This is a genomic window from Halorussus litoreus (assembly GCF_003382685.1).
Lineage (GTDB): Archaea > Halobacteriota > Halobacteria > Halobacteriales > Haladaptataceae > Halorussus > Halorussus litoreus.
In genome coordinates, this window is sequence record NZ_KZ859506.1 from 49672 (window position 1) to 72775 (window position 23104).

At 67.1% G+C, this 23104-nt stretch carries 23 protein-coding genes; 13 read left to right on the forward strand and 10 right to left on the reverse strand.

The window, feature by feature from the left end; all coding sequences use genetic code 11:
* Positions 1 to 54 precede the first annotated feature (54 nt).
* On the reverse strand, positions 55 to 456 hold the full coding sequence (locus DPQ64_RS02430; protein WP_115862769.1) for a MaoC family dehydratase: 402 nt from the start codon (positions 454 to 456) through the stop codon (positions 55 to 57).
* Positions 457 to 543: 87 nt separating this feature from the next.
* On the opposite strand from DPQ64_RS02430, the gene DPQ64_RS02435 reads away from it, so the two are divergent.
* Together DPQ64_RS02435 and DPQ64_RS02440 are read left to right on the forward strand one after the other, a co-directional pair.
* Positions 544 to 1395 (forward strand): alpha/beta fold hydrolase, encoded by an 852-nt coding sequence (locus DPQ64_RS02435; protein WP_115862770.1) that lies wholly within the window; start codon positions 544 to 546, stop codon positions 1393 to 1395.
* Positions 1388 to 3079: an AMP-binding protein gene (locus DPQ64_RS02440; protein WP_115862771.1), complete on the forward strand. Its 1692-nt coding sequence runs from the start codon at positions 1388 to 1390 to the stop codon at positions 3077 to 3079. Before DPQ64_RS02435 ends, DPQ64_RS02440 begins: the two co-directional genes overlap by 8 nt.
* Before the next feature lie 97 nt (positions 3080 to 3176).
* Here the strand turns inward: DPQ64_RS02440 and DPQ64_RS02445 are convergent, their stop codons facing one another.
* The 3 genes from DPQ64_RS02445 to DPQ64_RS02455 form a co-directional block, all read right to left on the reverse strand.
* A complete protein-coding gene (locus DPQ64_RS02445; protein ID WP_115862772.1) occupies positions 3177 to 4409 on the reverse strand; it encodes a digeranylgeranylglycerophospholipid reductase in 1233 nt (410 codons plus the stop codon).
* Between the two features lie 267 nt (positions 4410 to 4676).
* On the reverse strand, positions 4677 to 5540 hold the full coding sequence (locus tag DPQ64_RS02450) for a 2-oxoacid:ferredoxin oxidoreductase subunit beta (protein WP_115862773.1): 864 nt from the start codon (positions 5538 to 5540) through the stop codon (positions 4677 to 4679).
* Positions 5537 to 7297, reverse strand: a complete 1761-nt coding sequence (locus tag DPQ64_RS02455) for a 2-oxoacid:acceptor oxidoreductase subunit alpha (protein WP_115862774.1) — start codon at positions 7295 to 7297, stop codon at positions 5537 to 5539. The genes DPQ64_RS02450 and DPQ64_RS02455 overlap by 4 nt, the downstream gene beginning before the upstream one ends.
* Before the next feature lie 199 nt (positions 7298 to 7496).
* Here DPQ64_RS02455 and DPQ64_RS02460 point away from each other — a divergent pair, with 199 nt between their 5' ends.
* Positions 7497 to 8150, forward strand: a complete 654-nt coding sequence (locus DPQ64_RS02460) for a ferredoxin--NADP reductase (protein ID WP_115862775.1) — start codon at positions 7497 to 7499, stop codon at positions 8148 to 8150.
* A gap of 155 nt (positions 8151 to 8305) precedes the next feature.
* On the opposite strand, the gene mce is transcribed toward DPQ64_RS02460, so the two are convergent.
* Positions 8306 to 8689 carry a methylmalonyl-CoA epimerase gene (gene mce, locus DPQ64_RS02465; RefSeq protein WP_115862776.1) on the reverse strand — a complete coding sequence of 128 codons (384 nt, stop codon included), beginning with the start codon at positions 8687 to 8689 and terminating at the stop codon, positions 8306 to 8308.
* A gap of 433 nt (positions 8690 to 9122) precedes the next feature.
* Between mce and DPQ64_RS02470 the strand changes: the two genes are divergently transcribed.
* Positions 9123 to 10244 (forward strand): aminotransferase class V-fold PLP-dependent enzyme, encoded by a 1122-nt coding sequence (locus tag DPQ64_RS02470; protein WP_115862856.1) that lies wholly within the window; start codon positions 9123 to 9125, stop codon positions 10242 to 10244.
* Positions 10245 to 10705: 461 nt separating this feature from the next.
* On the opposite strand, the gene DPQ64_RS02475 is transcribed toward DPQ64_RS02470, so the two are convergent.
* Positions 10706 to 12388, reverse strand: a complete 1683-nt coding sequence (locus tag DPQ64_RS02475; protein ID WP_115862777.1) for an acyl-CoA mutase large subunit family protein — start codon at positions 12386 to 12388, stop codon at positions 10706 to 10708.
* A gap of 74 nt (positions 12389 to 12462) precedes the next feature.
* Positions 12463 to 13044: a GNAT family N-acetyltransferase gene (locus tag DPQ64_RS02480; protein ID WP_115862778.1), complete on the reverse strand. Its 582-nt coding sequence runs from the start codon at positions 13042 to 13044 to the stop codon at positions 12463 to 12465.
* A 120-nt stretch (positions 13045 to 13164) separates the two neighbouring features.
* Between DPQ64_RS02480 and pyrF the strand changes: the two genes are divergently transcribed.
* From pyrF to DPQ64_RS02495, 3 genes are all read left to right on the forward strand, one after another.
* Positions 13165 to 13974 (forward strand): orotidine-5'-phosphate decarboxylase, encoded by an 810-nt coding sequence (pyrF, locus tag DPQ64_RS02485; RefSeq protein ID WP_115862779.1) that lies wholly within the window; start codon positions 13165 to 13167, stop codon positions 13972 to 13974.
* Between the two features lie 392 nt (positions 13975 to 14366).
* A complete protein-coding gene (locus tag DPQ64_RS02490) occupies positions 14367 to 14636 on the forward strand; it encodes a DUF7520 family protein (RefSeq protein ID WP_115862780.1) in 270 nt (89 codons plus the stop codon).
* Between the two features lie 163 nt (positions 14637 to 14799).
* Positions 14800 to 16107, forward strand: coding sequence for an APC family permease (locus tag DPQ64_RS02495; protein WP_115862781.1), 1308 nt, complete (start codon positions 14800 to 14802; stop codon positions 16105 to 16107).
* A gap of 1 nt (position 16108) precedes the next feature.
* On the opposite strand, the gene DPQ64_RS02500 is transcribed toward DPQ64_RS02495, so the two are convergent.
* The 3 genes from DPQ64_RS02500 to DPQ64_RS02510 form a co-directional block, all read right to left on the reverse strand.
* Positions 16109 to 16693 (reverse strand): trimeric intracellular cation channel family protein, encoded by a 585-nt coding sequence (locus DPQ64_RS02500; protein ID WP_115862857.1) that lies wholly within the window; start codon positions 16691 to 16693, stop codon positions 16109 to 16111.
* A 25-nt stretch (positions 16694 to 16718) separates the two neighbouring features.
* Positions 16719 to 17480, reverse strand: a complete 762-nt coding sequence (locus DPQ64_RS02505; RefSeq protein ID WP_115862782.1) for an SAM hydrolase/SAM-dependent halogenase family protein — start codon at positions 17478 to 17480, stop codon at positions 16719 to 16721.
* Positions 17481 to 17636: 156 nt separating this feature from the next.
* Positions 17637 to 18155, reverse strand: coding sequence for a nicotinamide-nucleotide adenylyltransferase (locus DPQ64_RS02510; protein WP_115862783.1), 519 nt, complete (start codon positions 18153 to 18155; stop codon positions 17637 to 17639).
* A gap of 170 nt (positions 18156 to 18325) precedes the next feature.
* Here DPQ64_RS02510 and lonB point away from each other — a divergent pair, with 170 nt between their 5' ends.
* The 6 genes from lonB to DPQ64_RS02535 all read left to right on the forward strand — a co-directional run bounded on the left by lonB (position 18326) and on the right by DPQ64_RS02535 (position 23091).
* A complete protein-coding gene (gene lonB / locus DPQ64_RS02515; RefSeq protein WP_115862784.1) occupies positions 18326 to 20410 on the forward strand; it encodes an ATP-dependent protease LonB in 2085 nt (694 codons plus the stop codon).
* A gap of 117 nt (positions 20411 to 20527) precedes the next feature.
* Positions 20528 to 20728, forward strand: coding sequence for a hypothetical protein (locus DPQ64_RS02520; protein WP_115862785.1), 201 nt, complete (start codon positions 20528 to 20530; stop codon positions 20726 to 20728).
* Between the two features lie 144 nt (positions 20729 to 20872).
* Entirely contained in the window at positions 20873 to 21019 is a 147-nt protein-coding gene (locus tag DPQ64_RS19465; protein WP_232820461.1) for a hypothetical protein, read from the forward strand.
* 166 nt (positions 21020 to 21185) lie between these two features.
* A complete protein-coding gene (locus DPQ64_RS02525) occupies positions 21186 to 22004 on the forward strand; it encodes an acyl-CoA synthetase family protein (RefSeq protein WP_198661982.1) in 819 nt (272 codons plus the stop codon).
* A gap of 76 nt (positions 22005 to 22080) precedes the next feature.
* Complete coding sequence (locus DPQ64_RS02530) at positions 22081 to 22659, forward strand: GNAT family N-acetyltransferase (RefSeq protein WP_115862786.1); 579 nt, start codon at positions 22081 to 22083, stop codon at positions 22657 to 22659.
* Between the two features lie 18 nt (positions 22660 to 22677).
* Entirely contained in the window at positions 22678 to 23091 is a 414-nt protein-coding gene (locus DPQ64_RS02535; protein ID WP_115862787.1) for a hypothetical protein, read from the forward strand.
* The last annotated feature ends 13 nt before the right edge of the window (positions 23092 to 23104 follow it).

Consider the following 23104-nt stretch of genomic DNA (forward strand, 5'->3'; position numbering starts at 1 on the left):
GCCCTTTCAGTCCGCCAGGGGCGTCGTCTGACTCACCGGCCGAAATCGGTCGTTTTACTCGCTCTCGTGGGGCAGCGACAGCACAACCGCGGTCCCGGACAGCACGAACTCCTCGTCTGTCTCGGCGACGGTCTTCACACGGAGGCGGTCGTCACCGAGGTCCTCCTCCACCGTCACGGTCGCGGTGACGGTCTCGCCCGGTCGCACCGGGCTCTCGAAGTCGAGGTCCTGCGAGAGGTAGACGATGTCGCCCGGCAGGTTCGCGAGCGCGGCGCTCACGACCCCCGCCGTGAGCATCCCGTGGGCGACCCGGCCGCCGAACATCGTCTCGGCGGCGTACTCGGCGTCGCGGTGGATGGGGTTGTCGTCGCCCACCAGTCCGGCGTACTCGTCGATGGTCTCCTCCGTGACCGTGAGAGTGGCTTCCGCGGTGTCGTCGACGGCTGCAACTGGCATACCTGAATTCGAATCGCTCGCGGAATCAATCCGGGGGTTAACATGTGAAACGGGGTTTTGAAGGCACGCAGGTTCGTGGATTGGGGTATGCCTTATGCGGACAACGACGGCGTCTCGCTCTACTACGAGGTCGACGGTGGGCCGGAAGACGCGGACGCGCCGAGCCGCGGTGGTGGCCCCGATGGTGAGGACCCCGAAACCGTCGCGCTCGTCGAGGGCCTCGGCTACGGCCGGTGGATGTGGAACTGGCAGCGCGATCGACTCGTTGACGAGGGCTACCGGGTCGTGGTCTGGGACAACCGCGGTGCGGGCGATTCGGACGCTCCGGAGGGCCCGTACTCCGTCGCCGAGATGGCGAGCGACCTCGACGCGGTGCTCGCGGACGTGGGGGTCGACCGCGCTCACGTGGTCGGCGCGAGCATGGGCGGGATGATCGCCCAGCAGTACGCGCTCGACTACGACCGCGCAGCGTCGCTCGGTCTGCTCTGCACCAGCCACGGCGGCGACGAGGCGTACGACCTACCGCCAGAGACGCAGGCCCGGATGTTCGACGTGCCCGAGGACGCCGACGAGCGCGAGGCCATCCGGTACAAGATGCAGCCCGCGATGACCGAGGCGTTCTGGAACGCGAACGACGACCTCGTCTCGGACATCGTGGACTGGCGACTCGACAGCGACGCGAGCGACGCAGCTCGCGAGGCCCAGGCCGCGGGCGTGATGGCGTTCGATTCGAGCGATCGCCTCGACGAGATCGACGTGCCGGTGCTGGTCGCCCACGGCACCGCCGACGAGGTGCTGCCGGTCGAGAACGCCGACCTGCTCCACGGGAAGCTCCCGAACAGCCAACTCGCAATCTTCGAGGGCGGCCCGCACCTCTTCTTCGTCGAGCGGGCCGACGAGCTAAACGACCGGCTCCTGGCGTTCCTCGACCATGTTTAGCCACGATGAGCGGCCCTACGACTGGGTGGGATCGTGGAGCGAGAAGCGCGCCCAGCTGTCGCCCGACGCGGTGGGGCTGGTCGACGCCACGACCGGCGAGCGCTACACTTACTCGGACCTCGACCGGCGGGCGAACCGGACTGCGCGGCTCCTCCGCGAGTACGGCGTCGTGGGAGGCGAAAGCGGGGACGATAAAAGCGACACCGGCGAGCGCGTCGCGGTCCTGTCCAGAAATCGCCCGGAACTCGTGGACCTGTTCTTCGCTACGGCCAAGACCGGCGGGGTGCTCGCGCCGCTCTCCCATCGTCTCGCCGCGGGCGAACTGGTCGCGATGCTGAACGAGGTGGAGCCGGAACTGCTCGTGGTCGAGGAGCCGTTCGCGGACCTCGCGAACGATGTGCTGGCCCACGACGAGCGGTCGTTCGACTGCCCGGTCGTCGCGCTGTCGCCGCGCGAGGGCGCGGCTGCAGCCGCGCCCTCGCGCGGCGACAACGCGTGGACTGGCGAGACTGGCGAGACTGGCGAGACTGGCGAGACTGGCGAGACTGCCGAAACTGACGAGACTGGCTGGACTGAGCGGACTGACTGGATCGAGGCGCTCCCCCAGGACGACTCGCCGGTCGAGACCGCCGACGTGTCGATGGACGACGCGCACCTGTTTCTCCACACCGGCGGGTCGACCGGCGTGCCAAAGGAGACGGTGCTGACCCACGGCTCCATCCTGTGGAACTCGTTCAACACCATCACGGCGTGGGGTCTACGCCCGGAGGACGCGACGCCGATGGTGTTTCCGATGTTCCACACCGGCGGGTGGAACGTCATCACGGTCCCGCTGTTCCACCTCGGCGGCACAGTCGTCGTCGCACGCGAGTTCGACCCCGGCGAGGTGCTCGACCTCGTCGAGTCGGAGGGCGCGAGCGTCCTCGTGGCGGTCCCCGCGGTGCTCCGGATGATGGCCCACCACGACGACTGGGCCGACACCGACCTCTCGACGCTCCGGTTCGCCAAGAGCGGCGGCGGCCCCTGCCGGGAGTCGGTGATGGAGGCGTGGTGGTCCCGCGACGTGGACCTCTCGCAGGGGTACGGCCTGACCGAGTGCGGCCCGAACAACTTCACGATGCCCGACGGCTGGCCGCGGGAGAAGGCCGACAGCGTGGGCGTCCCGGTGATGCACGCCGACGCCCGCATCGTCGGCGACGACGGCGAGGAGTTGCCCGCGGGCGAGATCGGCGAACTCGAACTCGCCAGCCCGCACGCCGCCGACCGCTACTGGCGCAACGAGGCCGAGACCGAGGAGACGTTCGGAGAAGAGTGGGTTTCGACGGGGGATCTGGCGCGCAAGGACGACGAGGGCTACGTCTACGTCGAGGGCCGCAAGAAGAATATGTACGTCTCGGGCGGCGAAAACGTCTACCCCGCCGCGGTCGAGGACCGAATCGCCGATCACCCGAAGGTCGCGGAGGTCGTCGTCGTTCCGGTCCCGGACGACCAGTGGGGGCAGGTCGGCAAGGCCGTGGTGCAGGGCGACGAGTCGCTCACGCTGGAGGAACTCACCTCTTTCCTCGACGGGACGCTCGCGGGGTTCAAACACCCCCGGAAGCTCGCGTTCGTCGACGAGATGCCGACCTCCGGCCCCTCGAAGATCGACCGCGAGGCGGTCAAGCGGGAGTTCGGCGAGGGGTGACTACGTCGATTTCGGCCACCACCGCGGACCGCGCGGCCGTACTTCGGCACGCCGACGGACGCGCCGCCCCGACCGCGTTGCGATAGCCGCGAACCTCCTACCCGGTAAGTCGCTCCCTCGCGAACCGTGCGAGCAGCGGCACGTCCCCGAGGTGGAACAGCCGGGCCAGCGCGCGCCAGTCGCCGCTGTTGGCGTCGCTCAGCGTGTCGTCGTCGAGCCGGTTCAGGTCCGCCATCAGCTGGTCGTAGCGCTCGTTCGACGCCAGATACAGCAGTCGCGTCATCAGCAGGCGGGTCCGCATCTGAGGTGCCACGTCGCGGTGCCACAGCTCGTCGTACACCGCCATCTTCTCGGCCGAGGTGTCGACCGACTCGGTCAAGAGAGCCCGGTCGGCGGTCGCCGCCGCGGCCCGGCCGGACTTCATGCACGTGTGGATGCCCTCGCCCCAGAGCGGGTCGACCGTCGGCACCGTGTCGCCGATGGCCATGAAGCTGTCCGTGCTCATCCCGGTCGGCATCTGGACGTGGGCCGAGCCCCGGTGGACCTTCCCCTCGATGCGCTCGGCGTCGGCGAAACGGGGGTCGCTGTCGAGCCAGTACTGGAGGTAGTCGTCGATGCCCATCCCGTCACGGGCGTACTCGCGGTGGGCCTCGTTCTGGATGTAGCAGAGCCCGACCTTCGCGGTGTCCGCGCCGGTGTGGAAGATCCACGAGTAGCCACCCGGCGCGAGGTCGTGGTCGAGCCGGAGCATCATCGCGTCGGTGAGGTCGGCGTAGCCGTCGGCGTCGACGTCGATGCCCTCCACCTCGTACTCGACGCCGATGGCCTGGTTCTTGCGCTGGAGGTCGCTCACGTCGAGCGCCTTCGCCAGCGGCGCGGCCGGCCCCGTGGCGTCGATCACGATGTCGGCGTACGCCTCGCGGTCGCCGTCGTACCGGACGCCGACGACCTCGCCGTCCTCGGTGACCGGCTTCGAGACGCGCGAGTCGAACCGGTACTCCGCGCCCAGCTCGCGGCCGTCCCGGACGAGGTAGCGCTTGAAGTCGGCGAACTCCAGCACCGCGCCGGGCTGGTAGCGCGCGAAGTGGTCGGTCGGCGATTCGAGAATCACGTCGCGCGTGTAGTTCATCACCACGTCGTCGGGGATGCCGAACGACGACAGCATCGACGGGAACGTCCCCGCGGTCGACTTGTTGCTCTGGCGCGGGAACTCGTCTTCCGGCTCGGTTTCGAGCACCAGCACGTCGTGGTTCCGTCGGGCAAGGTCGCGGGCGCACTGCGCGCCCGCCGGCCCGGCACCGGCGACGATTACGTCGAAGCGGTCGGTCACGGCCCATCGCCTCCGCTCGGCAGAGAAGGAGCGAGGCGGGCGGCGGTGCTCCCCGCCGTGCCCCCGAGAGCGTCGTATTCGTCCGCAGTCATCTCGTCTGCGGGTAGTCACCACTCCCTTAAAAAACGGACGCAAACGCGCTCAACCGGGTATTCTGTCGGGGCCTCGCGGGCAAAAGTCCGAAACGGTCAGCGAGCGGTCAGTAACCGTCGGAGCGTTCGGGGAATAACAATCGCCGGCTGTCAGTAGAAGAATCAGTCGTTGCCGTCAGTAGAACTCGCGCACGAGGTCGGTCGCGTTCTCGGGCGCGCCGTCCGGAATGTCGGCCATGTTCGAGTCGAGACCGTGGAGGTCCGAGTACGGCACGCTCTCCTCGTTCTGGTAGAGGATGCCCTGGTACTCCTTGTCGGCGTCGAGGATCCTCTCCTTCGCGGCCTCGCGGTCGGTCGGGTCGTAGTCCTCGTCGGCCAGGTCCACGATGGAGTCCCGGAAGTAGTCGTACGTGTCCACGTCGTTGAAGGTCACGCACGGGCTGAACACGTTGACGAAGCCGAAGCCGTCGTGCTCGATGGCCTTCTGGACGATCTCGGTGTGACGCTGGGCGTCGGTCGAGAACGACTGGGCGATGAAGCTCCCGCCCGCCGAGAGCGCGAGCGCGAGGGGGTTGACCGGCGGCTGCTTCGGACCCTCGGGCGTGGTAGAGGTCTCGAAGTCCTCCCGGGAGGTCGGCGAGGCCTGGCCCTTCGTCAGGCCGTAGATGCGGTTGTCCATGACGACGTAGGTCATGTCGACGTTCCGCCGGACGGCGTGGACGAAGTGGCCCGCGCCGATGGAGTAGCCGTCGCCGTCGCCGCCCGCGACCATCACTTCGAGGTCGGGGTTGGCGAGTTTGACACCCGTGCCCACGGGGAGTGCGCGGCCGTGGACGCCGTGGAGCGCGTAGCTGTGCATGTAGGTGCCGATCTTGCCGGAACAGCCGATGCCCGCCACGACGAAGGTGTTGTCGGGGTCGTTGCCCGTCTCCGCGAGCGCCTTCATCATGCCGTTCATCGTGCCGAAGTCCCCGCATCCGGGGCACCACGTCGGCTGCTTGTCGGACTTGAAGTCGGTGAATCTAACGTCGGAACTCATGCTGTAACCTCCTCGGCCTCGAGGGCCGCCTGGATGTCCTCGGCCAGTTCGTCGGCCTTGAACCGCACGCCGTTGTACTTGTTGACCCGCTTGAGCCGGGCCAGCGCGTCGTGTTCGAGCAGGTCGGCGAACTGCCCCTGCTCGTTGCACTCGACCACGATTACCTCGTCGGCCGCCTCGATCTCGTCGCCGAGGTCGGGCCGCGGGAAGATGTAGGGCACCGAGAGGAAGCGCACGTCGACGCCCTCCTCGTCGAGGTAGTCGAGGGCTTCGCGCATCGCGCCCTCGTTCGATCCCCACGAGATGACGAGGTTGTCCGAGTCCGAATCGCCGAACTCCCGGACGTCGAACTCCTCGTTCTCGCGCGCGGTGTCGACCTTCCGGTTGCGCTTGTCGACCTGCTCGACGCGGACGTCGGTGTCCTCGGTCCGCCGGCCGAGCGAGTTGTGCTCGAGGCCGGTGGACATGTGCGCGGCGTTGGTCGTGCCGGGCAGCGCCCGCGGGCTCACGCCGTCGGCGGTCGGGAAGTGGGGCTGGAACCGATCCTTCTCGTCGGTCCACGCCTCGACCTCGTCGTCGTCGACGATCTTGCCGCGGTCGACCTCGACGGCGTCCATGTCGAACTCCTCGGGCTCGAACGTCTGCTCGGTCACCGCCAGCGAGAGGTCAGCGAGCAGGAACACCGGAATCTGGTACTTCTCGGCGAGGTTGAACGCCTCGACGGTCCGGTGGAAGCACTCCGCGATGTTCGTCGGCGCGACCACGAACCGAGGCACCTCGCCGTGACCGCCGTAGAGGGTCATGTTGAGGTCGCCCTGCTCCTGCTTGGTCGGCATCCCCGTGGAGGGACCCGAGCGCATCACGTCGGCGATGACCAGCGGCGTCTCGCTGGTCGCCACGAGGCCGAACGTCTCGGTCATCAGGTCGATACCCGGCCCGGAGGTCGCCGTCATCGCGCGGGCTCCGGCGCGGGCCGCGCCCAGCGCCATGTTGATGGCCGACAGTTCGTCCTCGGCCTGGACGACCTCGCCGCCGTACTGCTCGATGCGGCCGGTGAGGTACTCCATCACGTCGGTCGCCGGGGTGATGGGGTAGCCGGCGTAGAACCGACAGCCCGCCGCGATTGCGCCCATGCCGATGGCCTCGTCGCCGTTCAGCAGGACGTAGTCGTTGTCGGTCGTGTCGAGGTCGTAGTCGAACTCGTGGTCGTACTCCTCGTCGACGTACTCCTGGCCCTTCCGGGCGGCCTCCTTGTTGTTGCCGACGATGGACTCGCCCTTGCTCCCGAACTTCTTCTCCAGCGCGGAGTCGAGGTTCTCGATGGGGAAGTTGGTGACCTCACAGGCCGCGCCGAGCGCGACGATGTTCTGCATGATGGCGCCGCCGGCCTCCTCGGCAAGGCGCTTGAGCGGCACCGACAGGCCGATCACTCCCTCGGGGATCTCGACGTCCTCCATCTCGGTGCGCTCGCCGTCGTAGATGATGACGCTACCGTCGTGGAGTTCGTCCTCGTTCTCGTGGATGGTCCGCTCGGTCAGCGCCACGAGGATGTCGAGCCGGTCGACGACGCTCTCGACGCGGTCGACGGCGCTCCGGATCTTGTACGCCGTGTACCCACCCCGGATGCGCGACGCGAAGTCCTTCGAGGTGAAGACGTGCCGTCCCGCTCGGGAAAGAGCCTGTGCGAAGATCTTCCCCGTCGAATCGATGCCATCGCCGGCTTCGCCGCCGATGGCCCAGTTCAGGTCGTCTGGCATTCCTAGTCGTGAGGTAGCCCGTGCCAAATCAAAAGCCTTCTGAAGCGCCCTTCTCGGCAAGTTCTACCGGGACGGTGCCGTCGCCCCGACGACACGGGGTTTGGTCGTGCAGTGCAGGGCGTCTCTGTCGGTCGATAGGTGCAGTCTCTACCGTTCCGCAGTCGCAGACTCTTTGGTCTCTCCGACGCAACCACCAGTCATGGACGGAACCGAAGTCGCGGTTCGCGGCGTCGAGACGGTCGGAACGGAGACGGTCGCGCTGACGCTGGAAGCGCCGGCGAGCTTCGACGCGCGGCCCGGACAGTTCGTGCAGGTCGGCGCGGAAGTAGACGGCGAGCAGGTCACGCGCCACTACACCCTCTCGTCGCCGGACGCGGTCGAGACGTTCGAGGTCACGGTGGAGGTCGACCCCGAGGGGTCGCTCAGCCCGTACCTCGCCGGCCTCGAATCCGGCGACGTGGTCGAGGTCGCCGGTCCCTTCGGCGACGCCTACTACGAGGACGAGGACGCGGTGGTCGTCCTCGCGGGCGGCCCCGGCGTCGGCCCTGCGGTGGGAATCGGCGAGCGTGCTTCGGCGGACGGGGTCGAGGTCACTATCGTCTACGAGGACGCCGACCCGGTTCATCAGGAGCGGTTGGGCGCGCTCGCGGACGCGGGCGCACGAATCGTCATCACTGACGACGTGAGCGACGAGGACGTGCTGGAGATTCTCGCGGACGCGCACGGACAACTGTTCATCTACGGCTTTGCGGACTTCCTCGACGCGGCCACCGCGGCGCTCGACGCTGCGAACGTCGACGTCGGCGACGCCAAGACCGAGAACTTCGGTCCCGCGCCGGACTCGGAGGACTGAATCGCCGCGGGGCGGACTGCGGTTTCGCGGTGCTGTGCGGTGTGGTCGGCGGTACTGTGCGGTCACGCCGAGGCGCAAGCAGTAGTTAGCTACGTATTCTACCTACCGACTTCGACGAATAGCGAGTCAATCCATCAACGGGCCGTACAGACCCGTCAGTGCTCGACGAACTCGATCAGCACACCGCCGGTCGATTTGGGATGGAGGAAGGCGACCTCGTGGCCCCACGCACCGGGACGGGGCTCGTCGTCGATCAGTTCGACCCCGTGCTCGCGCGCAACGTCGAGCGCGCCATCGATGTCGTCGGTTTCCAGCGCGACGTGGTGGATGCCCGGTCCGTTCCGGTCGAGAAATTGCGAGATAGTGCCGTCTTCGAGCGGTTCGAGCAGTTCGAAGTAACTGTCGCCGAACTCGAGGAAGACGACCCGCATGCCGTCGAACTCCTCCTCGTGTGCCACGGGCGCGTCGAACAGGTCGGCGTACATGTCCGCGAGGTCCGCGGCGTCGTCGGTGGCGATGCCGACGTGGTCGATGTGCATGTACGGTACCTCCGGTTACCGTCTTATAATTCTCGTGGTCCGGACTCGGTTGCCTCCCGTAGAAGCGCACCGCTCTCGGATTTCGCTCGAATTTAGCGAACTCTGGCACTCGAATCGCTGGCTGACGAGTGGAACTGTCGGCGGTATCGACGCGAGAAATTGATTGGAAGCCGATGGCTGCGCTACAGCTATATTCCTGCTCCGGTGCACGATTCGAAGGGCATTGCACAGACCTCGTCGAATGGGATGATATCGATCATTTTCTCACCTCCATCGATAATCATCCTACTATTCATACTTATGTATTTTGCACAGTTACTGTTGTATATATGACGGGGCTAGATTTTCTGTTCATGACAGTCGGCGCCGATCAGTCACGCGGGCCACTGCCGCTTCGACAGCCTTTATCAGCCCGATAGCCGTGTTTCTCGACGTGAACCCCACCGATCTCCGAAACGACATCCCCGCGCTCGACCGCACGACCTACTTCAACACCGGGGCGGCGGGGCCGAGTCCGACCTGCGTCACCGACGCGATAGAAGACTGTCTGGAGCGCCACGAGTACGAATCGCCGGCCGCCGAGGGGATGTACCCCTTCGCGTTCGACGTGTTCGACGAGACGCGCCAGACCGTGGCGGATCACCTCGGCGCGAACGCTGCGGAGATCGCGCTGACCCAGAGCACGACCGACGGCATCAACCGCGTGGCCGCGGCGCTCGACTGGGAGGACGGCGACACGGTGGTCCGGACCGACCTCGAACACTCCTCGGGTATCCTGCCGTGGAAGCGCCTCCGCGGGCGGGGCGTCGACGTGGAGGTCGTCGGCACGGAGGGCGGACGCCTCGACGTGGACGCGATGGCCGAGGCGGTCCGTGACGCGAAACTGGTCGTGCTGAGTTCGGTGACGTGGACCCACGGCACTCGCCTTCCTATCCCGGAAGTCGCGGAGATGGCCCACGACGCCGGCGCGCTGGTGCTCGTGGACGCGGTCCAGTCGCCCGGACAGGTTCCGGTGGACGTGCGCGAGTGGGACGCCGACTTCGTGGCGGGCGCGGGCCACAAGTGGCTGCTCGGCCCCTTCGGCGCGGGATTCGTCCACGTGAGTCCCGGCGCGGAGACCCACCTCGAACCGGCCCACATCGGCTACCGGAGCGTCGAGGACCCCAACGCCGAGGACTACGCCTACGAGCCAGGCGCGCACCGCCTCGAAGTCGGCACCGTCTCGCCCGCGCCGTACGCGGGCCTTTCGGAAGCCGTCCGAACCATCGAGGAACTGGGATACGACACAATCCAGCGTCGCGTCGAGGGCCTGACCGACCGCCTGAAGGAGGGTATCGCGGACTCGGAGACCGCCCGCCTGTTGAGCCCCCGCGAGTACGAGACGGGACTCGTCTCCTTCGCGGTCGAGGACCCCGACCCCGAGGCGTTCGTCGAGGACCTCGCCGACGACGGCGTGCAGATCCGCTCGCTTCCGAATCCGGACGGGGCGGTGCGGGCTTCTGTTCACGTCTTCAATACCGAGGACGACGTAGAGGAACTGGTCGCGCAATTGTAAGTCGGCGAGTCACGATTCGACTCCGAAATCGAGTCGCCGTGCTCGCCGCGTTGGCTCCGTCAGCAACCGTTGTCTATGCGGCCGTCACAAACTTGCAACGGGAAGAATCCGAACATCGTTTCTCACCTCCGCCTGAACGTCGTGGGCGAAAGAACAAAAATTTATTCTAAAATGTGGGTATTATATGGCTACGTTCGCGCCGCCGAGTCTACATGGCTGTCACGTCCTTTCCAATCTCGAACGAAGAACGGCGATGCACTCAGACAGGAACGATAGTACGCTCGCGATGGATGGTGGTCGGCAGGCGATACTGCTAACGCGCGATTTCAACACCCGTGAGGGGGGGACGACAGTATCGGAGCGGGTTGAACCCGGACAGTAGTTGCATCTTTCTCACTCCATAATTTTCCACAAGTAGAATGAAAATAAAACTAGCCTCCTGATTACTTATATTAAACCTCCTACACCGCCGCGCCGGGCTGGTACTCCCCGAACGTCTCGCGCAGGACGCCGCAGATCTCGCCCACCGTCGCGTACGCCTTCACGGCGTCGACGATGTACGGCATCACGTTGTCGTCGCCTTCGGCTGCCTCGCGGAGCGCCGCCAGTTTGGCTTCTACGTCCTCGTCGTCGCGGTCGGCCTTCACGGAGTCGAGGCGGTCGATCTGGCGCTGCTCGTCCTCCTCGGTGACCTCCTGGATGTCGACCTCCGGCTCCTCGTCGACCTCGAACTCGTTGACGCCGACGATGACCCGGTCGCCCTGCTCGATCTCGCGCTGGCGTTCGTAGGCGACGTCCTGTATCTGGCGCTGGACCCACTGGTCCTCGATGGCCTGAAGCATGCCGCCCTTCTCGTCGACGGTGTCGAGGATGTCGAACGCCTCGTCCTCGATGTCGTCGGTCAGGCTCTCGACGTAGTAGCTGCCCGCCAGCGGGTCGATGGTGTCCGCAGCACCCGACTCGTGAGCGAGAATCTGCTGGGTCCGCAGCGCGGTCCGAACGCTCTCCTCGGTGGGAAGCGCGAGCGCCTCGTCCTTCCCGTTGGTATGGAGGCTCTGGGTCCCGCCGAGCACCGCCGCGAGCGCCTGATACGCCACGCGAACGATGTTGTTGTCGACCTGCTGGGCGGTCAGGGTCGAGCCAGCGGTCTGGGTGTGGAACTTCAGCTGCTTGGACTTGGGATTCTCGGCGTCGAAGCGCTCGTCCATGATCGTGGCCCACATCCGGCGAGCCGCGCGGAACTTCGAGACTTCCTCCAGGATGTTGTTGTGCGCGTTGAAGAAGAAGGAAAGCTGGGGCGCGAACTCGTCGACGTCGAGGCCCGCGTCCATCGCGGCCTCGACGTACTCGATGCCGTTGCCGAGGGTAAAGGCGAGTTCCTGTGCGGCGGTCGCGCCCGCCTCGCGGACGTGATAGCCCGAGATGGAGATGGTGTTGAAGTTCGGGGTCTGGTCGGCGCAGAACTCGAAGATGTCGGTGATGATGCGCATCGAGGGCTCGGGCGGGTAGATGTAGGTGTTGCGCGCGACGTACTCCTTCAGGAGGTCGTTCTGGATGGTGCCCCGCAGTTCCTCGCGGTCGACGCCCTGCTCGTCGCCGACCGCGACGTACATCGCCAGCAGGACCGACGCGGGCGCGTTGATGGTCATCGACGTACTCACCTCGTCGAGCGGGATGCCGTCGAAGACGGTCTCCATGTCGTGCAGCGAGTCGATGGCGACCCCGGACTTGCCGACCTCGCCCGCGGCCATCCCGGCGTCCGAGTCGTACCCCATCTGGGTCGGCAGGTCGAACGCCATCGAGAGCCCCGACGACCCGTTCTCGATGAGGTACTTGTACCGCTCGTTGGTCTCCTCGGGCGTGCTGAACCCGGCGTACTGGCGCATGGTCCAGAACCGGCCGCGGTGCATCGTGGAGTAGGGACCGCGCGTGTACGGCTCTTCACCGGGGAAGCCCAGATCCTCCTCGTAGTCGAGGTCGGCCACGTCCTCCGGGGTGTACAGGCGGTCGACCGTCTGGCCGCCCGTGTCGGTCTTGAACTCCTCCTTGCGCTCGCCGAACCGCTCGACCGTGGGACCGACCGTCTCTTCCTCCCACTCCTCGCGCGCCTCGCGTATCTCTTCGAGGTCCTCGGCGTCGAACATTGTGTGGACCAACGGCTGGGGCGGTCTTAACAATTGGCGGATTCGAGCGCGGAATCGGCGTCGAGGGGGCTGGCTCAGCTCCCGGTGTCGTACTTGTAGGTCGCACTCTCGGTGTCGATGCCGAAGTCCTCGGCCGACTCGTCGGGTTCGGGCTCGGGCTCCTGGGCCCGGGCGTGCTTGAAACGCTCGCGGAGCCGGTCGGGCATCGAGAACGCGTCGACGCCGACGGTCATCCCGACCGCCTCGGGGTCGATGTTCTCGCGCTTGGCGTCGAGGCGTTCCCGAAGCTTCTCGGGCAGGTCGTCAGTGGTGACCCCGCGGAAGCCGAACTGCGAGAGGTAGTCGGCAGCGCTGGTCAGCGCGTACACCGTCTCGAACCCCTGATCGCCCGCCTTCTCGACCAGTCGCTCGACCACGTGCCCACCGACGCCCTGTCGACGCCACGGCTCTAGCACGCCGATGCTGGTCAGCTCGCAGCGATCGCTCTCCTCGGTCTTGTGGATGCGGATGCGGCCGAACCCCGCCTTCTCGCTCGACGCCTCGTCGACGGCGACGACGTAGTCGCGGGAACGGAACGCGGTTTCGTCGAGACCCATCGCCTCGATGTGGTCGAGCAGCCACACCTCCTCCCTGTTTTTCGCGTCCCGGACGTACATGACCGAGAGTTGGAGGGCTGCGGGTAAAAAGCTGTGGCGCGACGCAGGAACAGCACCGACCCCGTTTGCCCCGGAAGTAACAACCTTTGTATCGCCGCCGGGGGAAGGGTCGACCAGTCAATGACCGCGTTCTTCGACCGCCTCGCCGACCGCATCGCCGAGACCGACAGCATCGTCTCGGTCGGCCTCGACCCCGACCCGGACCGACTCCCCGACGCAGTCCGGGACGCCGACCTGCCGCGCTGGGAGTTCAACCGCCGCATCGTCGACGCCACGGCCGACCACGCCGCCGCGTTCAAGCCCAACGCCGCGTTCTACGAGGACCCGGACGGCTGGCGGGCGCTGGAGAAGACCGCCGAATACGCCAGCGACGCCGGCGTGCCGGTGCTGCTCGACGCCAAGCGCGCCGACATCGGCAACACCTCGCGGCAGTACGCCAGCGTTCTGGACTCGGTCGACGCCATCACGCTCAACCCGTTCCTCGGTCGGGACGCGCTCGCGCCGTTCCTCGACCGCGAGGACGCGGGCTGCTTCCTGCTCTGTCGAACCTCGAACCCCGGCGGCGCGGACGTGCAGGACCTCGAACTCGCGGACGGCGACCTCGTGTACGAGCGCGTGGCCGACCTCGCCAGCGAGTGGAGCGACGAGGGGCACGGCAACGTCGGGCTCGTGGTCGGCGCGACCACGCCGGACGAACTCCGCGCGGTCCGCGAGCGCGTGCCGGACCTCCCGTTCCTCGTGCCGGGCGTGGGTGCGCAGGGCGGCGACGCGGAGGCCGCGGCGACCTGCGCGACCGCGGCGAACGGCGCGGGACTGGTCAACTCCACGCGGGGCATCATCTTCGCGGGCGAAGACGAGGATCGGCCGTTCGACGAGGCCGCGGGCGAGGCGGCTCGGGACCTGAAAGAGCGACTCGACGAGTATCGCTGACCGGCTTCGAAATCGGGGACGCGATTTCTGGCCTTCTGAGGGCGTGCGCTCGGTGGATCATCTGCCGGAATGCGCTCGGTGGATCATCTGCCGGAATGCGCTCGGTGGATCATCTGCCGGAATGCGCTCGGTGGATCATCTGCCGGAATGCGCTCGGTGGAACCTTCACTGGAAGCGCCCGGGAACCTTCTGCCAGAATGCGCCCGGTGAACCATTCACGGTCTGGGCGGACGGGCTTTCTGGACGTTCCTCGACCGGATCACTGCTGTCCAGCGGTGCCCTTCAGAGTGGGTCCGAAGAAACAACTACTCACAGGGGACCGACTCGGAACTCAACGTGCTTCCCGAGTTCTATCGACAGTCCTAATCACGACGAAGCCCAACACAAAAGTAGTGAGTACCGACGGAACCATCTCCGGACGGCCGATCTTCGCGGCTGGTGCCGTGATCGTCGTCTTCCTCGCCGCCGGCCTCGGCGCGATAGTCGGCGCGTCCGGGCAGGAGCGAGACGTCGCGCTCGACCTGTTCGGCGTTGTCTCGTTCGGGATGACGCCGGTCTCGATGGCGGCGTTCGGCGTGCTGTTTGCCGGCGGGACGCTGGCGCTGCTGTTCGGACTCGTCAGCGTCGCGTCGCGGCACGACGAGCCGAGTACCAGCCGGTAGACCTGTTCGCCGATCGCGAGCCGGATCGCGGGAACGGGCGAGCCCGAAGCGAGACCCGAGCCGCGCGAAGTCCGCGACCGCTGTGAGACCCCGCGCCGGGCGACCAGCCGTGGCTCCCACGTTACCGTCAAGCTTCAAGCGTGTCAGAACCGACGGTGAGAACGTGCCCGAGCAACTCGGACTCAGGGAATCGATCTCGATAGCGCTCGGCGGGATGATCGGCGGCGGCATCTACGCCGTTCTGGGGGTCGTCGTACAGGTGAGCGGCGCGCTGGCGTGGCTCGCCTTCGCGCTCGCCGGCGTGGTTGCGGCGTGCGCGGGCTACTCGTACGTGAAGCTCAACGAACTCAGCGACGACGACGGCGGGTCGCCGACGTACATCGAGACGTTCGCGGACAGTTCGACGCTCGCAGGGATGGCCGGCTGGACGCTGTTGTTCGGCTACGTCGGCTCGATGGCGATGTACGCGTTCGCGTTTGGGAGTTACTTCACCGACATCGCCGGGGTCTCGCAGGTCGGCGGGCTCCCCCTCCGACCGGTGGTCTCCGTGTTCGCCATCGCGGGGTTCGTCGGTCTCAACGCGGTCGGCGTCGAGGAGACCGGCACCGTCGAGGTCGTGCTCGTCGTCGCCAAGGTCGCCATCCTGGCGGGGTTCGTCGTCCTCGGCCTCTACGCAGGGTTTCGCCGGGGGCAGCTCCGGACCGGCGTCTCCGGGTTGGGCGTCGGCCCGGTCATGGCGGCGGCCGTGTCGTTCGTCGCCTTCCAGGGCTGGCAGTTGCTGATGTACGATCAGGCCACCATCCGGAACTCCGCCGCAACCATCCGACGGTCGATCTACGTCGCGATACCGACCGCAGTCGCGATCTACGTCGGCGTGGCGGTCGTTACGACGAGCCTGGTGAACGTCGGGTTCGTCTCGGCGCACCCCGAGACCGCGCTCGCGGTCGCCGCGCGGCGGTTCGGTGGCCACCTCGGCTATCTCGTCGTCTCGCTGTCGGCGCTGTTCTCGACCGCGAGCGCGATCAACGCCACGCTGTTCAGCACCGCCCAGTTCTCCGAGGGGATGATCTCAGACGGACTCCTGCCCGACCGGTTCGAGACCGGCGACGGTGAGACCCCGACGAGAATCGTGTTCGTCCTCGGCGGACTGACCGCCGCGTTCACGGCGTACGGTAGCCTCCAGGGTATCACCTCGTTCGCGTCGCTCTCGTTCATCCTCGTGTTCGGCGGGATGAGCTATCTGGCGTTCCGGCAGCGCGATCACGAGGCGGTCCATCCGGCCGTTCCGGCGGTCGGCTTCGTCGGGACCGCCCTGTTCCTGCCACTGATGCTGTGGCACCTCTACACCGCCGAGCGCGGCGTGCTCTACTCGGTGCTGACGGTCGCCGTCGCAGTGCTGGCTGTCGAACTGCTGTACTTCGAGCGCGAGACCGTCGAGGAGGGCATCCGGACGGTCGGGAAGCGGGTGTAAGTCAGACCGTCGGGAGTTCCCAGTCGTACCGGATGGCGGCCAATCGGAGGCCGAACACCGCGGCCGCGCACACCGACGCGCTCACCCCGGCGTCGAGGCCGGCAGTCGTCGCCAGCCAGAAGACGACGCCCCCGACCACCGCACACGTGGCGTAGAAGTCCTCGACGAGAACGAACGGGACCTTCCGCAGGAGTACGTCGCTGATGAGCCCGCCGCCGACGCCGGTGACGGTGGCGAGTACCACGACGCCGAACGCCGAGAGTCCGGCGTCGACGGCGACGAGCGCGCCGGTGGTGGCGAACGCCGACAGTCCGACCGCGTCCGAGACTTGCACGAACGAGTGGTCGGTCACGTCGCCGAGGACGCGTCCGATTGCGAGTCCCACGACGACGCCCAGCAGCGCGACGCTCACGTCGGTCGTCGTCCGGAGCGCGACCGGCACGCTGTTGACCAGCAGGTCGCGGGTGACGCCGCCACCGAGCGCGGTCATCACGCCGAGGACGCTCACGCCGAGCAGGTCGAGGTCGGCGTCGACCCCGCGGAGCGAACCGACGACCGCGAACGCCAGCAGGCCGACGACGTTCATCACGCCGAAAGCGTCGAGCGCCACGCTACGCCACCCGGACCTCGTCGCCGACCGCGAGGCCGAACGCCTCGTCGCCGCGGCCGCGATTCACCGCGAGTTCGACGTTACCGTGGCTCCCGACCGTGACGAGGCGCTCGCCCGGCGCGACTTCGGCGTAGGCTCGCGCGACGGGTGCCTGCGCGTCGTTCACCTGCACCGACTCGCGGCCGTCGAGCAGGTTGCCGGGCAGATTCGTTACTGCGTTGCCGAAGTCGTCGACCACGAGGATTTCGCCGACGGCGGTGTTTTCTCGGAGTTCCGGCTCCGGGAAGTGGAGGTCCTCGTACTCGTCGGTCGCCACCACGTCGTCGCGCTCGTGAAAGTTCTCGACCCCCTCCTCGTGGATCTCCGCGGCGGCGGGCGCGAACACGTCCCGGCCGTGGAAGGTCGAGCTTTCGGGGTCGGCGTACTCGACCTCGAAGACCTCGATCTCCGTGGCGTCGTCTCGCTCCGCCAGCTCGCGCGCCGCGGGGAGCAGGACGCCGTTGTCTGGCCCGACGAGCGCGTGGTCGCCCGCGCGGACGGCCAGCGCCGCGCGCTCGGTGCCGACGCCGGGATCGACCACCACGAGGTGGACCGCGGGCGGGACGTACGGCAGGACCTCGCGGAGCCAGAACGCGGCGGTCCGCACGTCCTGGCGCGGGAAGTCGTGGGCCACGTCGACCAGTCGCGCGTCGGTGCGCTGGAGCATGACGCCCTTCATCGCGGCTGGGTAGGGCGTGCCGAAGTCCGAGCTGAGGGTTATCATGGGCAAACCGTGGTGCTCGGTTCGTGTAAAGTGTTGAGGTCGGGGAAAACGTTCGATTTCCGGGGCCTCAGATTGCGCTCGATTACCCCATCCACCCGGCGATGCATGGTTTCACAGACCTCGCGCGCCTGAGTGGAAAATAGACCAAAACCCGTTCTACACGCCGTTCGAGTCCGAGTCGCTGACCCGCTGGATGCGCTCGATGCCGTCGATCTCGTCGAGCACTTCGGCCACTGCGTCCGGAACCAGCTTCTCCCAGTTCTCGCCCTCGATCATGCGCTCGCGGACCTCGGTCCCCTCCAGCACCTCGCGGTTGTACATCGGCGACTGGCGCACATCGACGCCCGCCTCCGTGAAGAGTTGTATCACGAGCGGGTTGTTCGAGTACGCCACCTCGAAGTCCGGGCTCATGCTCTGTACGTGGCTGACCCACACCGAGTTCCGGTCGAGGTCCTCGATAGGCACCGCGTAGGTCACCAGATCGAGGTCGACCAGCGACTTGGTGATCATCATGATGCGCTCGCCCGCCGTGAAGGGGTCGTGCTGGGAGTGCGAATCCCCTGCGCTCCCGATGCCGAGGACGAGTTCGTCGACTTCCTCGGCGATGCTCTGGACCACGTTGTGGTGGCCGTTGTGGTACGGCTGGAAGCGACCGATGTAGAACCCGCGGGTCATACCTATCGTTCCGCCGTGAGGTTTTATAAGGGTGGCGAGTCGCCCCTTCCGGCCGAAACGCCCATTTCAAGCCCTCTCTGCGGGGGTTGGCCGCGACGACCGCTGGCGATTCGAGGGAGAAAGTATATCAGTTCTCCAGCCCTCCATTCGTACACGTAAAGGACAGTTCTATGAGTAAGGACACCGACAACGAGGCTCCACCGTCAAAGCAGACTCGCGAGCGAGCGGACGACGTCCGTGAGCGCGCGAACGAGCCCAGCGAGCAGGCCCGTGAGACCGGCGAAGCGGCCGGGGAAGACGGGTCGCCGTTCGAGGATCTCGGGAGCGACGTCGAGCCCGACCTCGAGGACGAGGAGGCGCTCGCGGCCGACCTGCTCGGCGGGTTGGACATAGAGACGACCGACGACATCGAGATCCCCGACCGGCTGGTCGATCAGGTCATCGGGCAGGACCACGCGCGGGACGTGGTCCAGAAGGCGGCCAAGCAGCGCCGCCACGTGATGATGATCGGCACGCCCGGTACCGGGAAGTCGATGCTGGCGAAGGCGATGAGCGAACTCCTCCCGAAGGAGGACCTCCAGGACGTGCTGGTCTACCACAACCCCGATGACGGCAACGAACCCAAGGTTCGGACCGTCCCCGCGGGGAAGGGCGAGCAGATCATCGACGCCCACAAGGAGGAAGCCCGCAAGCGCAACCAGATGCGGTCGTTCCTGATGTGGGTCATCATCGCCATCGTGGCGGGCTACGCGCTCCTCATCGCGGGTCGCCCGCTGTTGGGCATCCTCGCGGCCGGCGTCATCTACCTCGCGTTCCGCTACGGCTCGCGGGGCAGCGACGCGGTGATCCCGAACCTGCTGGTCAACCACGCCGACCAGACCACCGCGCCGTTCGAGGACGCCACGGGCGCCCACGCCGGCGCGCTGCTGGGCGACGTGCGCCACGACCCGTTCCAGTCCGGCGGGATGGAGACCCCGAGCCACGACCGCGTCGAACCCGGGGCCATCCACAAGGCGAACAAGGGCGTGCTGTTCGTCGACGAGATCAACACGCTCGACATCCGGTCCCAGCAGAAGCTGATGACCGCGATCCAGGAGGGCGAGTTCTCCATCACCGGCCAGAGCGAACGCTCGTCCGGTGCGATGGTCCAGACCGAACCCGTCCCCTGTGACTTCATCATGATCGCAGCGGGGAACATGGACGCGATGGAGAACATGCACCCCGCCCTGCGCTCGCGCATCAAGGGGTACGGTTACGAGGTGTACATGGACGACACCATCGACGACACCCCGGAGATGCGCCGGAAGTACACCCGGTTCATCGCTCAGGAGGTCGAGAAGGACGGCCGGCTGCCCCACTTCAACGAGGAGGCTGTCGAGGAGATCATCCTCGAAGCCCAGCGTCGCTCCGGCCGGAAGGACCACCTCACGCTCAAGCTGCGTGACCTCGGCGGGCTCGTCCGTGTCGCGGGCGACATCGCTCGCGCCGCGAACAAGGACCAGACCGAGCGCGAGGACGTGCTGCAGGCCAAGCGCCGCTCGCGGTCCATCGAGCAGCAGGTCGCCGACGACTACATCGAGCGCCGGAAGGACTACGAGCTCACCGTCAACCAGGGCGACGTGGTCGGCCGGGTCAACGGTCTCGCCGTGATGGGCGAGGACAGCGGCATCGTCCTCCCGGTGATGGCCGAGGTCACGCCGTCGCAGGGGCCCGGCAACGTCATCGCCACGGGACAGCTCAAGGAGATGGCCGAGGAGTCCGTCCAGAACGTCTCTGCCATCATCAAGAAGTTCTCCGACGAGGACATCTCCCAGAAGGACGTTCACATTCAGTTCGTGCAGGCGGGCCAGCAGGGCGTCGACGGCGACTCGGCCTCCATCACGGTCGCGACCGCCGTGATAAGCGCGCTGGAGGACATGCCGGTCGGACAGGACCTGGCGATGACCGGCTCGCTGTCGGTCCGGGGCGACGTGCTCCCGGTCGGCGGCGTCACGCACAAGATCGAGGCCGCCGCGAAGGCGGGAGTGGGCCGGGTCATCATCCCGGCCGCCAACGAGGACGACGTGATGATCGAGGAGGAGTACAAGGACCAGATCGAGATCATCCCAGTCAGCCACATCAGCGAAGTGCTGGAGGTCGCGCTGACGGGCGAGGCCGAGAAGGACAGCCTCGTCGACCGGCTGAAGAACATCACCGGGTCGGCGCTTGACCGGCAGGTCGGCCACTCGGGCACCGGTAGTCCGAGCCCGCAGTAGCGCAATCGCGCGGTCCCGTTCTCCGAATTTTCGAGTCTCGTTTTCCGCACTTTCCGATCCCAATTCGCTGCCCGAAGCGATAGACATATCTTCTCCGCGACCTGTCCTTCGAACGTTATGGCACTCAAAAAGTCACTCCTGAAGGGACTGCTCGCGTTCGCCGTCGCAACGCTGGTCGCGCGCAAACTGAGCGGGGACCGCCTCGCCACCCGCATCGGCCTGCTGACCGGCGGTTCCGTCGCCGTGAGCACGTGGCTGTCCGGCGACGACGTCGAAGCGGACATCGAGTTCGAGGACGAAGCCAGCGTCGCCGAGTAGCGAACCGACCGCTCTCCCCTTCTCAGACCCTCCGCGACCGCGTCGCTCCGAGCATCGCGTAGCCGAGCCCCATCGCGAACCGGTAGAGCATGCGAACTCGAACATGACGACGACCACGCCGCCGAGTAGATAGACGGTCCTGATGTGGCCTTCGAGGCCGAGCGTGGCGAGGAGCCAGAAGATGGACGCTCCGGTCGCGACCAGCACCGGAACCGTGACGACTACGCAGATGGCGGCGTAGATGGCGACGAGGACCAACTCCCGGGCGTAGGCGACCGACCGGTCGAATGACTGGCGTGCGAGTCTCGCAACTGTCCTCGAAACCTTCATTTCTTGGAAAAATCTATCCAACAAGTATAAAAGTTTGAGAAAAAGATCAGATAAATACTCGCCGTTCGACTTCGGACCGCTCTCCCGAACCGACGGCTCTTTTCCAGCGCCGGTCCAACCGCCGGACATGGACGCGCTCGGCGACCTCGTCACCCGCGAACGGCGCTCGGACCACCCCACGCTGGTCGCCTCCGGCGCGGGCCGGCGCTACGACTACCGGCGGTTCTGCACCACCGCGTGGAAGACGGGCAACTTCTGGCGGCGCATCGGTGTCCACGCCGACGCCACCGTGGCGGTCGCCGCCGACCGACAGCCGGAGGCCGTCTTCTCCTTTCTCGGGGCGGCCCTCCTCGGCGCGCGGACCCGGTTCGAACCCCCGGGCGCTCGCGCCGCGGCGCGAGCGCCCGGCCGTGACTCCGACTCCGATTCCGACCCCGGCCCCGACGCCCGCGTCGTGGTCGCGCACTGCGACGAGATCGACCAGTACGAGGTCGCGCCCGGGAGCAAGCGGGTCGCCTACGGCGGGCCGCCCGGCGACCCGAGCGTCGCCCACTTCGAGCGCGACGTGTGGAGCGAGAACCCGGCGTTTCCCGACACCCCGGTCGATCCCGGCGCAGTCGCGCTCGTCGCACGCGCGTGCGACGAGCGCGACCGCGCCGACAGCGGGACTGGCAATTCCCCACGCCAGTTCTCGCACGCCGACCTCCTGACGGCCGCCCGCAGGCTCGCCGACGACTGGGACCTCGGCCCGGGCGACGAGGTGGCGGTCCACGCCTCGCTCGCGCGCCCGGGTGCGGTCGTCGCGGGCGTGCTCGCACCCCTGCTCGCGGGCGCGGCGATCCTGTTCCCGGATGGGGACGCGACCGGCGATTTCGCTGTCGTAGCGGGGCACGATGGGGACTCCGCCCCCGAGTCCCGGAGTCTGGCGGCGTCGAGCGTCCTGTAACTGGCCGACCGGGTGGAACTGTAACCGAACGAACTGGATGGAAACTGGTTTAGGCCGGTCGGCCGTTCCCGGAGGCATGCCCGGCGTCACTTTCGCGCGCGGCGAGCGCGTCACCCTCCACACGGCCGAACGCGACGACGCGGCGTTCTACCAGCGCGGCCGCAACCACCCCGAACTCCGTGATCCGATGGGACTGGCCGACCCGACGAACGTCGCACAGGTCGAGGAGTCCATCGAGGACGGGGTCGAGCGCGACGACACCGCGAATCTGCTCGTCTGCCTTCCCCCGGACGCCTCGGACGAGAGCAGGGACGCGGGTCCGGAGAGCGATGACGCCGCCCCGACTCCCATCGGTGCCGTGAACGCGTGGGACCTCGGCCGGCCGCGCGGTCAGGTCTCCTACTGGCTGCTCCAGGAGTACCACGGCGAGGGGTACGCCACCGAGGCGATGGGGCTGTTTCTCGACCACCTGTTCGACGCCCGCGAGACCCGCGGCGTGGAGGCGCGGGTGTTCTCGCACAACGACGCCTCGCAGGCCCTGTTCGACCGGCTCGGATTCGAGCGCGAGGGTAAACTCCGCGAGGCCAACTTCGTGGAGGGCGCGTACCGCGACGAGTACGTGTACGGCCTGCTCCGCGAGGAGTGGGTCGGGTGAGATATCCGGTGAGAACTGATGACTGACTCGGCGTTCCTCCGCGGACTCTTGCTGTGGTTCGGCGGATTCGCGGTCCTCGCGGCTCTCGTCGGCGGCGTGGTCGCGTTCGGCTTCCTCGGCGTCGGACAGTCTCCGCCGTCGATGGACAGCCTCCACCTCCACAACGCGGACGGCGCGAACCACTCCGTCCGACTCGAACTCGTCGCGGCGAACGAGTCGACGGCCGCCCTCTCGGCGCGTCTCGACCTCGGCCCGGACGAACGCCGGTCGTTCGACGCGGCGACCGAGCGCGGTCGGGCGTACCGTCTCGTCGTGACAGTCGACGACAGCGACCGGCGGTCGTTCGACGTGGAGGGTCCCGACGACCTGTGTACCATAGAAGTCCGAATCGACGCGAACGCGACCGTCGAGACGGGAACCAGTTGTGCCTGAATCGATGGGTTCT

What these genes read in the sequence shown, in the direction of transcription:
- DPQ64_RS02430 (WP_115862769.1), bottom strand. Translation starts at nt 456, where the DNA reads ATGCCAGTTGCAGCCGTCGACGACACCGCGGAAGCCACTCTCACGGTC.
- DPQ64_RS02435 (WP_115862770.1), top strand. Translation starts at nt 544, where the DNA reads ATGCCTTATGCGGACAACGACGGCGTCTCGCTCTACTACGAGGTCGAC.
- DPQ64_RS02440 (WP_115862771.1), top strand. Translation starts at nt 1,388, where the DNA reads ATGTTTAGCCACGATGAGCGGCCCTACGACTGGGTGGGATCGTGGAGC.
- DPQ64_RS02450 (WP_115862773.1), bottom strand. Translation starts at nt 5,540, where the DNA reads ATGAGTTCCGACGTTAGATTCACCGACTTCAAGTCCGACAAGCAGCCG.
- DPQ64_RS02455 (WP_115862774.1), bottom strand. Translation starts at nt 7,297, where the DNA reads ATGCCAGACGACCTGAACTGGGCCATCGGCGGCGAAGCCGGCGATGGC.
- DPQ64_RS02460 (WP_115862775.1), top strand. Translation starts at nt 7,497, where the DNA reads ATGGACGGAACCGAAGTCGCGGTTCGCGGCGTCGAGACGGTCGGAACG.
- mce (WP_115862776.1), bottom strand. Translation starts at nt 8,689, where the DNA reads ATGCACATCGACCACGTCGGCATCGCCACCGACGACGCCGCGGACCTC.
- DPQ64_RS02475 (WP_115862777.1), bottom strand. Translation starts at nt 12,388, where the DNA reads ATGTTCGACGCCGAGGACCTCGAAGAGATACGCGAGGCGCGCGAGGAG.
- DPQ64_RS02480 (WP_115862778.1), bottom strand. Translation starts at nt 13,044, where the DNA reads ATGTACGTCCGGGACGCGAAAAACAGGGAGGAGGTGTGGCTGCTCGAC.
- pyrF (WP_115862779.1), top strand. Translation starts at nt 13,165, where the DNA reads ATGACCGCGTTCTTCGACCGCCTCGCCGACCGCATCGCCGAGACCGAC.
- DPQ64_RS02500 (WP_115862857.1), bottom strand. Translation starts at nt 16,693, where the DNA reads ATGAACGTCGTCGGCCTGCTGGCGTTCGCGGTCGTCGGTTCGCTCCGC.
- DPQ64_RS02505 (WP_115862782.1), bottom strand. Translation starts at nt 17,480, where the DNA reads ATGATAACCCTCAGCTCGGACTTCGGCACGCCCTACCCAGCCGCGATG.
- DPQ64_RS02510 (WP_115862783.1), bottom strand. Translation starts at nt 18,155, where the DNA reads ATGACCCGCGGGTTCTACATCGGTCGCTTCCAGCCGTACCACAACGGC.
- lonB (WP_115862784.1), top strand. Translation starts at nt 18,326, where the DNA reads ATGAGTAAGGACACCGACAACGAGGCTCCACCGTCAAAGCAGACTCGC.
- DPQ64_RS02520 (WP_115862785.1), top strand. Translation starts at nt 20,528, where the DNA reads ATGGCACTCAAAAAGTCACTCCTGAAGGGACTGCTCGCGTTCGCCGTC.
- DPQ64_RS02525 (WP_198661982.1), top strand. Translation starts at nt 21,186, where the DNA reads ATGGACGCGCTCGGCGACCTCGTCACCCGCGAACGGCGCTCGGACCAC.
- DPQ64_RS02530 (WP_115862786.1), top strand. Translation starts at nt 22,081, where the DNA reads ATGCCCGGCGTCACTTTCGCGCGCGGCGAGCGCGTCACCCTCCACACG.
- DPQ64_RS02535 (WP_115862787.1), top strand. Translation starts at nt 22,678, where the DNA reads ATGACTGACTCGGCGTTCCTCCGCGGACTCTTGCTGTGGTTCGGCGGA.